This is a genomic window from Pseudomonas oryzae, from assembly GCF_900104805.1.
GTDB lineage: Bacteria > Pseudomonadota > Gammaproteobacteria > Pseudomonadales > Pseudomonadaceae > Geopseudomonas > Geopseudomonas oryzae.
The window spans coordinates 3,413,808-3,426,829 of sequence record NZ_LT629751.1; the positions used below are offsets into that span (position 1 = coordinate 3,413,808).

Here is a 13,022-nt window from a genome sequence, read left to right on the forward strand (position 1 = left end):
CCGCCATGGCCCTGTACCATGGCGGTCGATTGCCACTGCCGCGCCTTGCCGATGACTGCCAACCTCCCCGCCCCCGACTTCGCCACCCGCGTGCTCGCCTGGTTCGACCGCCACGGCCGCCACGACCTGCCCTGGCAGCAGGACATCACCCCCTACCGGGTGTGGGTCTCGGAAATCATGCTGCAGCAGACCCAGGTCGCCACCGTGCTCGGCTACTACGCACGCTTCATGACCGCCCTGCCCACGGTGCAGGCGCTGGCAGCCGCCAGCGAGGACGAGGTGCTGCACCTGTGGACCGGCCTCGGCTACTACAGCCGCGCGCGCAACCTGCACAAGACCGCCAGGATCGTGGTCGCCGAGCACGGCGGCGAGTTCCCGCGCTCGGTGGAAGCGCTCGCCGAGCTGCCCGGCATCGGCCGCTCCACCGCCGGCGCCATCGCCAGCATCAGCATGGGTCTGCGCGCACCGATCCTCGACGGCAACGTCAAGCGCGTGCTGGCGCGCTACCTGGCGCAGGACGGCTATCCCGGCGAGCCCAAGGTGGCCGCCCAGCTGTGGGACGCCGCCGAGCGCCTCACCCCGCACTCAAGGGTCAACCACTACAGCCAGGCGATGATGGATCTGGGCGCCACCCTGTGCACGCGCAGCAAGCCGAGCTGCCTGCTCTGCCCGCTGGTAGCCGACTGCCGGGCGCACGCCCTCGGCCGCGCCACCGCCTACCCGCAGCCCCGGCCACGCAAGGAGCTGCCGCAGAAGCGCACGCTGATGCCGCTGCTGCACGACGGCGCCGGCGCCGTGCTGCTCTACCGGCGGCCGTCGAGCGGGCTGTGGGGCGGACTGTGGAGCCTGCCGGAACTGGACGGGCGCGCGCAGCTCGCCGAACTGGCCGCGCAGCACGGCCTCGAACTGGGCGCCGAGCAGGCGCTGGCACCGCTCGGCCACACCTTCAGCCACTTCCAGCTGCACATCGAACCGCTGCTGGTCGCCACCGCCGCCCAGGGACCGCGCGTGGCCGAAGGCGACTGGCTCTGGTATAACCTCGCCACCCCGCCGCGCCTAGGGCTCGCCGCCCCGGTGAAGAAGCTGCTCAAGCGCGCGGCCACCCTCCTCAACCCGACTCCAGGAGCGCCGCAATGACCCGCATGGTGATGTGCCGCAAGTACCAAGAAGAACTCCCCGGCCTCGACCGTCCGCCCTACCCGGGCGCCCGGGGCGAGGACATCTTCAACCACATCTCGAAGAAGGCCTGGGACGAGTGGCAGAAGCACCAGACCATGCTGATCAACGAGCGCCGGCTGAACATGATGAACGGCGAGGACCGCAAGTTCCTGCAGGCCGAGATGGACAAGTTCTTCGCCGGCGAGGACTACGCGCAGGCCGAAGGCTACGTGCCGCCGAGCCCCTGAACCTCGCTAAGCACTTAAAAAAACTGATTTTTTCATCGTCGCCTGTTGACGTTGCGCCGGCAGAAAAGGTTTAATGCCGGCCGTTGTTGCCCAGGTAGCTCAGTTGGTAGAGCAGGGGATTGAAAATCCCCGTGTCGGCGGTTCGATTCCGTCCCTGGGCACCACTCCTTCTCCGGGTGGTGCAGACGACCCTTTGCCCAGGTAGCTCAGTTGGTAGAGCAGGGGATTGAAAATCCCCGTGTCGGCGGTTCGATTCCGTCCCTGGGCACCACTGATTATCTACGGAAAGCCCCGGCCATGCGCCGGGGCTTTCTGTTTTCCGCCTCTGGAAAATCCCTCCGCACCGCTCCTCCATATCCACGCCCGGCGTAGCAACCGGCCCGCTCACAGCCGGCGCAACGCCACCCAGGCCAGACCGGCGGCGACCGCCTCGAGCAGCAGAGCATACAGGTTGAAGGTCTGCTGCGCGCCACCGTCCAGCCCCAGGCCGAGCAGCCGGGCCAGTGCCGGCGCGGCGTTGACCAGCAGCATCAGCAGCAGCGCCGGGCGCAGCTGCCCTTCGCGCAGCGCCAGCAGCAGATAGAGCGCCAGGCCGATGGCGAGACCACCGTACCAGGCGCGCACATCGGTGACCGCCGCCGCTTCCATCGGCAGCAGTCCGCTGAGGTTGACCATCTCGTGGGGACGCAGCAGGCAGGCCAGCCCCCAGGCGGCGAGGAGGAAGGCCTGCACGATCAGCAGGAGGCGGGCGAGCAGCATGAAAATCTCCCTGAAGGCGGCTGAAACCGGCAAACCCGGGCCGGCCTGCCACGAGCATAGGCGCCAATGGCAGCCTGCGCTGCACCACGGGGGCCGGGGTCACTGCAGTAGAGACCCGCGCGGCGCCAAGAGATTCCCCGCTCAGGAGTCGCGCGCCAACCTAGCTCGCGCAGGCGCCCAGCAGGCGCTGCAGCTCGGCGCAGTCGCGGGCGAACAGGTCGGTCAGCTCCGGCCAGGGATTTTCCGGGTGGTTGACCAGCACGCTGCGCGCGCCGGCGGCGCGTGCGCAGGACAGGTCGTGGACGAAGTCGCCGACCATCGCCAGCGCCTCCGGCGCCACCTGCCAGCGCTCGGCGATCTGCAGCAGGCCATGCGGCTGCGGCTTGGGCGGCGCCTCGTCGCGGCCGAGGATGTCGTGCACCGCGAAGCAGTCGAGCAGGCCGATCGCCTCCAGGGTGACCAGTGCCAGCGGCCGCGCGTTGCGGGTAAGGATGCCCAGCCGGCAGCCCTGCCCGTGCAGTGCGCGCACCAGCGCGGCGGCGCCCGGCGCCGGGCGCGCCGCCGCGGCCAGCTCGCGCTCGTGGGCGAGCAGCCAGGCGTGCTTGGCCGCCGCCTCGGCGGCCGGCAGCGCGGCGAGATGGGCGAGAATGTCGGCCTGCGCGGGAATGTCCAGCGCCCGGCGGATCGCCGCGAAGTCGTGCACGGCGATGGTCAGGGTGCCGTCCATGTCGAACACCCAGTGGCGCAGCCGCGCCGCCTCGCGCCCGTCCATCGCCTCAGGCCCAGTCCGGCCGCTGGCGGATCAGTCCTTCCTGGGTCACCGAGGCGACCAGCTCGCCGGCGCGATTGAAGATGTTGCCGCGGGTGAAGCCGCGACCGTTGCCGGCCCACGGGCTGTCGAGGGCGAACAGCAGCCAGTCGTCGGCGCGCACGTTGCGATGGAACCACAGCGAGTGGTCGAGGCTGGCGATCTGCATGTTGCGCTGCCAGAACGACACGCCGTGCGGCAGCAGCGCGGTGGTCAGCAGACCGAAGTCGCTGGCGTAGGCCATCAGGTACTTGTGCAGCGCCGGATTGTCCGGCAGCGTGCCGGCAGCGCGCACCCACAGGTACTTGTAGGGCGCGCGCGGCTGCGGGTGACCGACGTCGGCCGGCTCGACCGGACGGATCTCGATCGGCATATCGAACTGCCGACGCTCGCGCATGCCCTCAACCGGCTCCGAGCCCAGCGCGCCGCACAGCTCCTGCTCGGAGAGCAGATCCTCCGGCCCGGGCACGTCGGGCATCGTCGGCACCTGATGGCTGAAGCCCTCCTCCTCCTGCTGGAAGGACACGCTGCAGCTGTAGATCGGTCGCCCCTTCTGGATCGCCAGCACGCGACGGGTGTTGAAGCTGCCGCCGTCGCGCACACGGTCGACCTGGTAGACCACCGGCAGGGTGGCATCACCGGGACGCAGGAAGTAGGCGTGCATGGAGTGCATGTGGCGGTCGGCGCTGACCGTCTGGCTGGCCGCCGACAGCGACTGGCCGATCACCTGGCCGCCGAACAGCTGGCGAAAGCCCAGATCCTGGCTGACGCCGCGAAACAGGTTTTCCTCGATGGTCTCCAGACTGAGCAGGGCCACCAGTTCGTCGAGCACCTGGGTCATGCGGACTCTCCTTCGGATGGTTCAGGGCCGCGCCATGGCGGCCACACGAGATTGCCGGCGGCGGGCGGCCCGCCCGTCGCGCGAATGCTGCGATGGTAACGGCTTTGCCGCCGGCTGTCGGCAGGCACGCGCATCCGCCGCGGCGCATAATGGCCGCCTGTTTCCCTCGCGACGGCCGATCGCCCATGCCCCTGCCGCTGGTATACCACGCCGACTACAGCCCGGCGCTGCCCGACGGGCACCGCTTCCCCATGGAGAAGTACCGCCTGCTGCACGATCACCTGCGCGCCAGCCTGGCGGCGGCGGACTGGCACGCCCCCGAGCCGTGCCCGGCGGACATCCTCGCCCTCGCCCACGCGCCGGACTACATCGCCCGCTTCCTCGCCGGCGAGCTGTCCGCCGGCGAGCAGCGCCGCCTCGGCCTGCCATGGAGCGAGGGGCTGGTGCGACGCACCCTGCGCGCCCAGGGCGGCTCGCTGCTGACCGCCGAGCTGGCCCTCGCGCGCGGCCTGGCCTGCCACCTGGCCGGCGGCACCCATCACGCCGACCACGACCGGCCGTCCGGCTTCTGCGTGTTCAACGACCTGGCGGTGGTCGCCCGCCAGCTGCTGGAAAGCGGCCGCGTGCAGCGCGTGCTGATCTTCGACTGCGACGTGCACCAGGGCGACGGCACCGCGCGCCTGCTGGAGGACTGCCGCGACGCGGTGACCGTGTCGCTGCACTGCGAGCGCAACTTCCCGGCGCACAAGGCGCACAGCGACTGGGACATCCCGCTGCCGGCCGGCATGGGCGACGCCGCCTACCTGCAGACGGTGGACGACGCCCTCAACTACCTGCTGCCGATCTACCAGCCCGACCTGGTGCTCTACGACGCCGGGGTGGACGTGCACCGCGACGACGTGCTCGGTCTGCTCGAGCTCAGCGACGCCGGCATCGCCGCACGCGACCTGGCGGTGTTGCGCCACTGCCTGTCGCGCGACATCCCTGTGGCCGGCGTGATCGGCGGCGGCTACGGCCGCGACCGTCAGGCTCTGGCGCGCCGCCACGGCATCCTGCACCACAGCGCGGCGCGGGTGTGGCAGGAGTTCGGCTTGCGCTGAAGGCTCAGGGCGCCAGCCGCGTAGGGTAGAAAACTCGCGCAGCGATTTTCTACCGCCCCACGACAAGGGTCAGCGTGCCGTCATGGTGGACAAGACTGCGCCGTTGTCCACCCTACGCCAGCTCAGGGCGCCAGGTAGGAGGAGCGGGTCAGCCCCAGGCGCAGCAGGTCGAGGAAGTCGGTGCGCTCGCGGGCAGCGAGCGGCGCGCCGGCCACCTTGTCGCGGTACAGCGCCATCAGCTCGCTCGGCTCCAGGTGCACGTAGCGCAGCATGTCCTCGATGGTGTCGTGGGTCTCGATGCCGGCGTGGAACACGCTGCCGTCGGCGCGCTGGTAGACGTTCACCGAGTCGGTGTCGCCGAACAGGTTGTGCATGTCGCCGAGGATCTCCTGGTAGGCGCCGACCAGGAACACGCCGAGCAGGTAGTCCTCGCCGTCGCGCAGCTCGTGCACCGGCAGGCTGGTCTCGATGCTCTGCTCGTCGACGTACTGGCGGATCTTGCCGTCGGAATCGCAGGTCAGGTCTTGCAGCACGGCACGCCGCCCCGGCTGCTCGTCGAGACGGTGGATCGGCAGGATCGGCAGGATCTGCTCGATCGCCCAGGTGTCGGGCAGGCTCTGGAACACCGAGAAGTTGCAGATGTACTTGTCCGCCAGCTTGTCGTTCAGCTCGTCGAGCACCTGGCGGTGCGAGCGCTGGCGCGCCTTGAGTTGGTCGTGCAGACGCCGGCAGATGGCGAAGTAGCACTGCTCGCCGAGCGCCTTCTGCAGCAGCGACAGCTTGCCGGCGGAATACTGCGCGGCCACCTCGCCGACGAAGTGGGTGGCGCGCCAGTAGGTCTCGGCGACCATCTCCGGATCGGTGGGGCCGAGCAGGCCGACCAGCTCCTGCAGCGCCTCCGGATGCTCGACGCCCGGATCGAGCTGCGGCAGCGCGTCGTTGGGCCGCTCGACGTCGGTAACCTGCACCACCAGCACCGCGTGGTGCGCGGTCATCGCCCGGCCGCTCTCGGAGAGGATGTGCGGGTGCGGCAGCTCCTGGCGGTCGCAGAACTCCTTGAGCATGCCGACCACGGTGGCGGCGTAGTCGTCCATGTCGTAGTTGATCGAGCTGGCGTTGCGCGAGTGGGTGCCGTCGTAGTCGACGCCCAGGCCGCCGCCGACGTCGACGTGGTCGACCGGCAGGCCGAGGCCGCGCAACTCGGCGTAGTAGCGGATCGCCTCGCGGAACCCCCTGCGGTAGTCGGCGATGTTGGCGATCTGCGAACCCATGTGGAAGTGCAGCAGGCGGATGCCCTGGTCCAGCCCGGCGGCGCGGAAACGCTCGACCACGCGCAGGATCTGCGCGGCGGACAGGCCGAACTTGGACTTCTCGCCGCCGGTGTCCGCCCACTTGCTGGAGGACAGCGAGGACAGGCGCACGCGCAGGCCGATCTGCGGCACCACCGCGAGGGCGGCGGCCTCTTCGATCAGCAGCGCCACCTCGGACTCCTTCTCGATGACGATGAACACGCTGTGGCCGAGCTTCTGGCCGATCAGCGCCAGGCGGATGAACTCGCGATCCTTGTAGCCGTTGCAGACGATGGTGCCGCCCTTGGGCGCCAGCGCCAGCACCGCCATCAGCTCCGGCTTGGAGCCGGCCTCCAGGCCGATGGCGACGTTCTCGGTAGCGATGATGTTCTCCACCACCGCCTCCTGCTGGTTGACCTTGATCGGGTACAGCGCGGTGTAGCGGTTCTGGTAGCCCTGGCGGGCGATGTTGGCGTCGAACGCGCCGGTGAGCTGGCGCACGCGGTTCTGCAGGATGCCGGGAAAGCGCACCAGCAGCGGCAGGCTGAGCCCGGACTGGCGCAGCTGGCCGACCAGCTGGTGCAGATCGATGGGCGCGCCGTCGGGGCCCTGCGGGCGCACCTCGACGTTGCCGGTGTCGTTGATCGCGAAGTAGCCGGCGCCCCAGTGGCGAATGCCGTAGACGCGGCGGCTGTCGGCCACGCTCCAGGGGCTGTCGTCGTCCTTGCGGGTTGCTCGGGCCATGCGCTGTCTCCCTGTGCTGGCGGCCGGCGCAGCGGCCGCGTTGGAAAGGTGCGCCCGACCCGCCGGGCCGGGCAGGCAGCCGTCAGCCGCCGGACTTCTTCGCCCTGAAGCCGCGCTTCTCCAGCTCGCCGAGAAGCAGCTCGACGTGATCGCCCTGGATCTCGATCACGCCGTCCTTGAGCGCTCCGCCGGTGCCGCAGCGCTTCTTCAGCGCGCTGGCCAGCTCCTTGAGCTCCTCGCCGGCCAGCGACACGCCGCTGACCGTGGTCACCGTCTTGCCGCCGCGGCCCTTGGTCTCACGGCGCACCCGGGCGATGCCGTCGCCGGCCGGGATCACCGGCTGGCCACAGATGCATTCGCCGATCGGCTTGCCGCAGTCCGGACAATGCCGGCCGGCGTCGGTGGAGTAGACCAGGCCGCCGAGGGCGGCGAGGGAGGATGCCTTCTTGCTCACGTCGCGCTCCTCAACCCTGCTCGAGCAGCTGGCGCAGGTCGATGATCGCCGCGTTGGCGCGCGAGATGTAGTTGGCCATCACCAGCGAGTGGTTGGCCAGCACGCCGAAGCCGTCGCCGTTGAGCACCATCGGGCTCCACAGCGGCGCCTGCGCGGCCTCCAGCTCGCGGATGATCTGCCGCACGCTGACCGTGGCGTTCTTCTTCGCCAGCACGTCGGCGAAGTCGACCTCGATGGCGCGCAGGAAGTGCGACAGCGCCCAGGCCTGGCCGCGCGCCTCGTAGAACACGTTGTCGATCTGCAGCCAGGGGGTCTTGACGATCTCCTCGCTGCCCTCGGCGACGCCGACGTCGCTGTCGGTGTGCAGGCGCAGCTGGCCGACGCTGGCGGACAGCCGCTGCGACAGCGAGCCGAGGCGGGTCTCGACGTCGGCCAGCCAGTTGCGCAGGTTGTCGGCACGGGCGTAGAACTGCGCCGGCTGCCCCGGATCGGTGAGGCGATTCTGGAAGCGGGTGAGCAGGCGGATGCCCTCGCGGTACTCCTGCTCGCTGGCCGGCAGCGCCCAGCTCTTGTTGTCGAAGTTGAACTTCGGCTCGGCCTTGGCCAGGTCGGCGTCCTCGGTCGACTGCGACTGCGAACGGGCGAAGTCCTTGCGCAGCGCGCGCGACAGGTCGCGCACCTGCACCAGGGCGCCGTATTCCCAGTTGGGCATGTTGTCCAGCCACAGTCCGGGCGGCGCCAGGTCGTTGGACAGGTAGCCGCCCGGCTTGTCGAGCAGGGTGTTGGCCACGGTCTTCAGGGTTTCCACCGTGGTATAGCCCGGCACCAGCTTGACCTGCGCCCGCTCCGCAGCCGCCCGGGCGTTCTGCTGCACCGGGATCAGCTCCGGCTCGAGGCTCCAGTACCAGCCGACCACCAGCGCGCCGAGCAGGTAGGCCCCGAGCAGGCCGCCGACCGCGCGGCTGGCCCACATGCCGCCGAAGTAGCTGCGCGCGTCCTGTACCGAATCGTCGACGCTGTCGCGCACCTCATCGACCTTCTTTTTCCAGTCCAGCATGGCTTCGTCCTTAACTCACCAGGAAACAGTTTCGACTTGGCAGTCTCGCCCGGGCGACTGCACATTGCCTTGCACTATAAAGCAATAAAGCACGACTGCACCGGACGTCGGCAGAAAAGCGCGGCCATCTGCCGCCACTGGGTTGACGCCGCCTTTCCGGTATCATGCCGGCGTTCCCGACCGAGAGACTGCAATGCGTCGTCTGCTGCCCCTCCTTCTGCTGCTGTTGATCCTGCCGGCCAGTGCCGGACTGTTCGACAGCCGCCCCAGCCCGGTGTTCGGTGGCGGCGCGCCACTGAACAACAGCGGCGACTTCCTGCCGGTGGCCGAGGCCTTCCAGCTCAGTCTGGTCGAGGCCGATGACCGGCGGGTGAAGCTGCGCTTCGTCAACGCCGAGGGCTACTACCTGTACCGCCACCGCTTCCAGGTGCAGAGCGAGCCCGCCGGGCTGCTCGGCGGCGCGCCGCAACTGCCGCCGGGCAAGGCCAAGCACGACGAGTACTTCGGCGACGTCGAGGTGTACTACGGGGTGACCGACCTGGAGGTACCGCTCGCCAATCCGTCCGGCCAGCCGTTCACCCTGCGCGTCACCTACCAGGGCTGCGCCGACCTGGGCCTGTGCTATCCGCCGGAGACCGCGACCCTGGCCATCGCCGGCCGGGCGCCGGCAGGCGCCAGCCAGGCCGCGGCGCCCGCCGTCGCTCCGGCCGCCAGCCCCGCCACCACGGGCGCCGCCTGGCAGTGGCGCGAGCTGGCGCTGTTCTTCCTCGCCGGCCTCGGCCTGACCTTCACCCCCTGCGTGCTGCCGATGCTGCCGATCCTCTCCGGGGTGGTGCTGCGCGGCCAGGTCGGCGGCATGCGCGGCCTGGTGCTGTCGCTGGCCTACGTGCTGCCGATGGCCGCCTGCTTCGCCCTGCTCGGCGCGCTGATGGGCCTGTTCGGCGCCGAACTCAACCTGCAGGCGCGCCTGCAGTCGCCCTGGGTGCTGATCCCCTTCGCGCTGTTCTTCGCCACCTTCGCCCTGGCCATGTTCGGCGTCTACGAGCTGCGCCTGCCGGCCTTCATCCGCGAGCCGCTGGACCGCCTGGCCGGGCATACCCGCGGCGGCTCGATCTGGGGCGCGGCGCTGCTCGGCGTGTTCTCCAGCCTGCTGGTGTCGCCCTGCGTCTCCGCGCCGCTGGCCGGCGCCCTGCTGTACATCAGCGCCAGCGGCGACGCCGTGGGCGGCGGCCTCAAGCTGTTCGCCCTGGGGCTGGGCATGGGTGCACCGCTGGTGCTGTTCGCCACCGGCGGCGGCGCCCTGCTGCCGCGCTCGGGGGTGTGGATGACCACGGTGCGCAACGCCTTCGGCGTGCTGCTGCTGGCGGTGGCGATCTGGCTGCTCGAGCGCATCCTGCCCGGCCAGCTCAGCCTGGCGCTGTGGGGCCTGCTGGCCGGCGGCGTGGCGCTCAACCTCGGCGCGCTGGAGATGGTGCCCAAGACCCACCGCCAGCGCGTCGCCCAGCTGTTCGGCCTGCTGCTGCTGGTCTACGCGCTGACCGCCTGGGTCGGCGCGCTGCGCGGCGAAAGCGACCCGCTGCGCCCGCTCGGCCGCCCGGCACCGGCCCTGGCCAGTCCGGGAGCCACCCCGGCGGCCCACGCCGGCTGGCAGACCATCAGCACCCCCGCCGAGCTGGACGCCGCCTTCGCCGCCGCGAGAAGCGCCGGCCGGCCGCTGCTGCTCGACTGGTACGCCGACTGGTGTATCAGCTGCAAGGTGATCGAACGCGAGGTGCTGCAGGCGCCGCAGGTCGTCGCACAGCTGGCCGCCTGGCAACTGGTGCGCTTCGACATCACCGAGAGCCGCGCCGAGCAGCGCGCGCTGCTCGACCACTACCGGCTGTTCGGCCCGCCGGCCATGCTGCTGTTCGCCGCCGACGGCAGCGAATGGCAGGATCTGCGGGTGATCGGCGAAATCGACGCCGACACCTTCGCCGCCCGTCTGGAACAGGCCGCGGCGCGCTTCTGAAGGGCCGATTCCGGCCATCTTCAGCCATCATGCAGTCATCTACGGCAAAAACCGGGCCGCTGGACAGTCGCCCGGGTTTTCCGGCATAGTCCCGCAACTTTTCTGCCCCATCCCTGACAGGACTGCACGCATGGCCACCTTCCTGGTGCTGCACGGCCCCAACCTGAACCTGCTGGGCACCCGCGAGCCGGGCGTCTACGGCGCCACCACCCTCGCCGACATCAACGCCGACCTGGAGGCGCGCGCCCGCGCCGCCGGCCATCATCTGCTGCATCTGCAGAGCAACGCCGAGTACGAACTGATCGAGCGCATCCACGCCGCGCGCGGCGAAGGCATCGACTTCATCATCATCAACCCGGCCGCTTTCACTCACACCAGTGTCGCATTGCGTGACGCGCTGCTGGCGGTGAGCATCCCATTCATCGAAGTTCACCTGTCGAACGTGCACAAACGTGAACCCTTCCGCCACCACTCCTACTTCTCGGACGTGGCGGTGGGGGTGATCTGCGGCCTCGGCGCCAGCGGCTACCGCCTGGCGCTGGAAGCGGCCATCGAACAACTGCAACGACCCTGACCACATTTCTGGAGTGCCCCTGATGGACATTCGTAAAGTCAAGAAACTGATCGAACTGCTGGAAGAGTCCGGTATCGACGAGCTGGAAATCTGTGAGGGCGAAGAGTCCGTTCGCATCAGCCGCCACAGCAACAAGCAGCCGCAGTACGCCGCCCAGCCGGTCTACGCCGCCGCTCCGGCCCCGGCTCCGGCCGCCGCCCCGGCTGCCGCTGCCGCCCCGGCCGCTGCCGCCGCTCCGGCCGCCCCGGCGCTGACCGGCAACGTGGTGCGCTCGCCGATGGTCGGCACCTTCTACCGTGCCTCCTCGCCGGACGCCAAGCCGTTCGTCGACGTCGGCCAGACCGTCAAGAAGGGCGACATCCTGTGCATCGTCGAAGCGATGAAGATGATGAACCACATCGAAGCCGAAGCCAGTGGCACCATCGGCCAGATCCTGGTCGAGAACGGCCACCCGGTTGAATTCGACCAGCCGCTGTTCACCATCGTCTGACACGCGGAGATCCTGCGATGTTGCAAAAAGTCCTGATTGCCAACCGCGGCGAGATCGCCCTGCGCGTGCTGCGCGCGTGCAAGGAACTGGGCATCAAGACCGTGGCGGTGCACTCGACTGCCGACCGCGATCTGATGCACGTCTCGCTGGCCGATGAGTCCGTGTGCATCGGCCCGGCGGCTTCCGCCCAGTCCTACCTGAGCATCCCGGCGATCATCGCCGCCGCCGAGGTCACCGGTGCCGACGGCATCCACCCCGGCTACGGCTTCCTCGCCGAGAACGCCGACTTCGCCGAGCAGGTGGAGAAATCCGGCTTCACCTTCATCGGCCCGACCGCCGACGTGATCCGCCTGATGGGCGACAAGGTCTCGGCCAAGGACGCGATGAAGAAGGCCGGCGTGCCGACCGTGCCAGGCTCCGACGGCCCGCTGCCGGAAGACGAGGAAGAAGCGCTGAAGATCGCCCGCGAAGTGGGCTATCCGGTGATCATCAAGGCCGCCGGCGGCGGCGGTGGTCGCGGCATGCGCGTGGTGCACAAGGAAGAGGACCTGATCGCCTCGGCCAAGCTGACCCGTACCGAGGCCGGTGCCGCCTTCGGCAACCCGATGGTTTACCTGGAGAAGTTCCTGGTCAACCCGCGTCACGTGGAGATCCAGGTGCTGGCCGACGGCCAGGGCAACGCCATCCACCTGGGTGACCGCGACTGCTCGCTGCAGCGCCGCCACCAGAAGGTGATCGAGGAAGCGCCCGCTCCGCTGATCGACGAGGAAGCCCGTCGCAAGGTCCAGGCCCACTGCGTGCAGGCCTGCATCGACATCGGCTACCGCGGCGCCGGCACCTTCGAGTTCCTCTATGAAGACGGTCGCTTCTACTTCATCGAGATGAACACCCGCGTGCAGGTCGAGCATCCGGTCACCGAGATGGTCACCGGCATCGACATCGTCAAGGAGATGCTGCTGATCGGCGGCGGCCAGAAGCTGTCGATCAGGCAGGAAGACGTTGTGATCCGCGGACACGCCATCGAGTGCCGGATCAACGCCGAAGACCCGCGCACCTTCATGCCCAGCCCCGGCAAGGTCAAGCACTTCCATGCCCCGGGCGGCAACGGCGTGCGCGTCGACTCGCATCTGTACGACGGCTACTCGGTACCGCCGTACTACGATTCGCTGATCGGCAAGCTGATCACCTTCGGCGCCACCCGCGACGAAGCCATGGGCCGCATGCGCAACGCCCTGGACGAGCTGATCGTCGACGGCATCAAGACCAACGCCCCGCTGCACCGCGACCTCACCCGCGATGCCGGCTTCTGCAAGGGCGGCGTCAACATCCACTACCTGGAAAAGAAACTGGGTATGGACAAGCACTGAGCCACAAGCCCGGTGCTGCATGCAGAGGCCGCCTTCGGGCGGCCTCTGTCGTTTCTGCCCGGAGTGCCGCACGCATTTCCCGGCGCGCGAGGCGCACCCTACGGCTGGCCGCGCCTTGCGCCCTC

The 13,022-nt window shown here is 69.4% G+C and carries 13 protein-coding genes and 2 tRNA genes; 9 read left to right on the forward strand and 6 right to left on the reverse strand.

The window, feature by feature from the left end; all coding sequences use genetic code 11:
* Positions 1–51: 51 nt before the first annotated feature.
* The 4 genes from mutY (at position 52) to BLT78_RS15340 (ending at position 1,677) form a co-directional block, all read left to right on the forward strand.
* On the forward strand, positions 52–1,137 hold the full coding sequence (mutY, locus tag BLT78_RS15325) for an A/G-specific adenine glycosylase (protein WP_090349976.1): 1,086 nt from the start codon (positions 52–54) through the stop codon (positions 1,135–1,137).
* The gene (locus tag BLT78_RS15330; protein ID WP_090349979.1) at positions 1,134–1,406 is read left to right on the forward strand and encodes an oxidative damage protection protein; all 273 of its coding nucleotides are present in this window, start codon (positions 1,134–1,136) and stop codon (positions 1,404–1,406) included. Before mutY ends, BLT78_RS15330 begins: the two co-directional genes overlap by 4 nt.
* An 88-nt stretch (positions 1,407–1,494) precedes the next feature.
* Positions 1,495–1,570, forward strand: a tRNA-Phe gene (locus tag BLT78_RS15335).
* Between the two features lie 31 nt (positions 1,571–1,601).
* Positions 1,602–1,677, forward strand: a tRNA-Phe gene (locus BLT78_RS15340).
* Between the two features lie 113 nt (positions 1,678–1,790).
* On the opposite strand, the gene BLT78_RS15345 is transcribed toward BLT78_RS15340, so the two are convergent.
* The 3 genes from BLT78_RS15345 to tesB form a co-directional block, all read right to left on the reverse strand.
* Positions 1,791–2,165, reverse strand: a complete 375-nt coding sequence (locus tag BLT78_RS15345; protein ID WP_090349981.1) for a DUF4345 family protein — start codon at positions 2,163–2,165, stop codon at positions 1,791–1,793.
* 160 nt (positions 2,166–2,325) lie between these two features.
* Complete coding sequence (locus BLT78_RS15350) at positions 2,326–2,937, reverse strand: HAD family hydrolase (RefSeq protein ID WP_090349983.1); 612 nt, start codon at positions 2,935–2,937, stop codon at positions 2,326–2,328.
* A 4-nt stretch (positions 2,938–2,941) separates the two neighbouring features.
* Entirely contained in the window at positions 2,942–3,814 is an 873-nt protein-coding gene (gene tesB, locus BLT78_RS15355) for an acyl-CoA thioesterase II (protein WP_090349985.1), read from the reverse strand.
* 185 nt (positions 3,815–3,999) lie between these two features.
* Between tesB and BLT78_RS15360 the strand changes: the two genes are divergently transcribed.
* The gene (locus BLT78_RS15360; protein ID WP_090349988.1) at positions 4,000–4,914 is read left to right on the forward strand and encodes a histone deacetylase family protein; all 915 of its coding nucleotides are present in this window, start codon (positions 4,000–4,002) and stop codon (positions 4,912–4,914) included.
* A gap of 122 nt (positions 4,915–5,036) precedes the next feature.
* On the opposite strand, the gene speA is transcribed toward BLT78_RS15360, so the two are convergent.
* The 3 genes from speA to BLT78_RS15375 all read right to left on the reverse strand — a co-directional run bounded on the left by speA (position 5,037) and on the right by BLT78_RS15375 (position 8,458).
* Entirely contained in the window at positions 5,037–6,947 is a 1,911-nt protein-coding gene (gene speA / locus BLT78_RS15365) for an arginine decarboxylase (protein ID WP_090349992.1), read from the reverse strand.
* Between the two features lie 82 nt (positions 6,948–7,029).
* The gene (locus tag BLT78_RS15370; protein WP_090349995.1) at positions 7,030–7,401 is read right to left on the reverse strand and encodes a translation initiation factor Sui1; all 372 of its coding nucleotides are present in this window, start codon (positions 7,399–7,401) and stop codon (positions 7,030–7,032) included.
* 10 nt (positions 7,402–7,411) lie between these two features.
* A complete protein-coding gene (locus BLT78_RS15375) occupies positions 7,412–8,458 on the reverse strand; it encodes a DUF2333 family protein (RefSeq protein ID WP_090349998.1) in 1,047 nt (348 codons plus the stop codon).
* Between the two features lie 193 nt (positions 8,459–8,651).
* On the opposite strand from BLT78_RS15375, the gene BLT78_RS15380 reads away from it, so the two are divergent.
* From BLT78_RS15380 to accC, 4 genes are all read left to right on the forward strand, one after another.
* On the forward strand, positions 8,652–10,466 hold the full coding sequence (locus BLT78_RS15380; RefSeq protein WP_090350002.1) for a protein-disulfide reductase DsbD: 1,815 nt from the start codon (positions 8,652–8,654) through the stop codon (positions 10,464–10,466).
* Between the two features lie 130 nt (positions 10,467–10,596).
* Entirely contained in the window at positions 10,597–11,040 is a 444-nt protein-coding gene (aroQ, locus tag BLT78_RS15385; protein WP_090350005.1) for a type II 3-dehydroquinate dehydratase, read from the forward strand.
* Positions 11,041–11,062: 22 nt separating this feature from the next.
* Positions 11,063–11,530 (forward strand): acetyl-CoA carboxylase biotin carboxyl carrier protein, encoded by a 468-nt coding sequence (gene accB / locus BLT78_RS15390; RefSeq protein ID WP_090350009.1) that lies wholly within the window; start codon positions 11,063–11,065, stop codon positions 11,528–11,530.
* Between the two features lie 17 nt (positions 11,531–11,547).
* On the forward strand, positions 11,548–12,897 hold the full coding sequence (accC, locus tag BLT78_RS15395) for an acetyl-CoA carboxylase biotin carboxylase subunit (protein ID WP_090350013.1): 1,350 nt from the start codon (positions 11,548–11,550) through the stop codon (positions 12,895–12,897).
* Positions 12,898–13,022 lie beyond the last annotated feature (125 nt).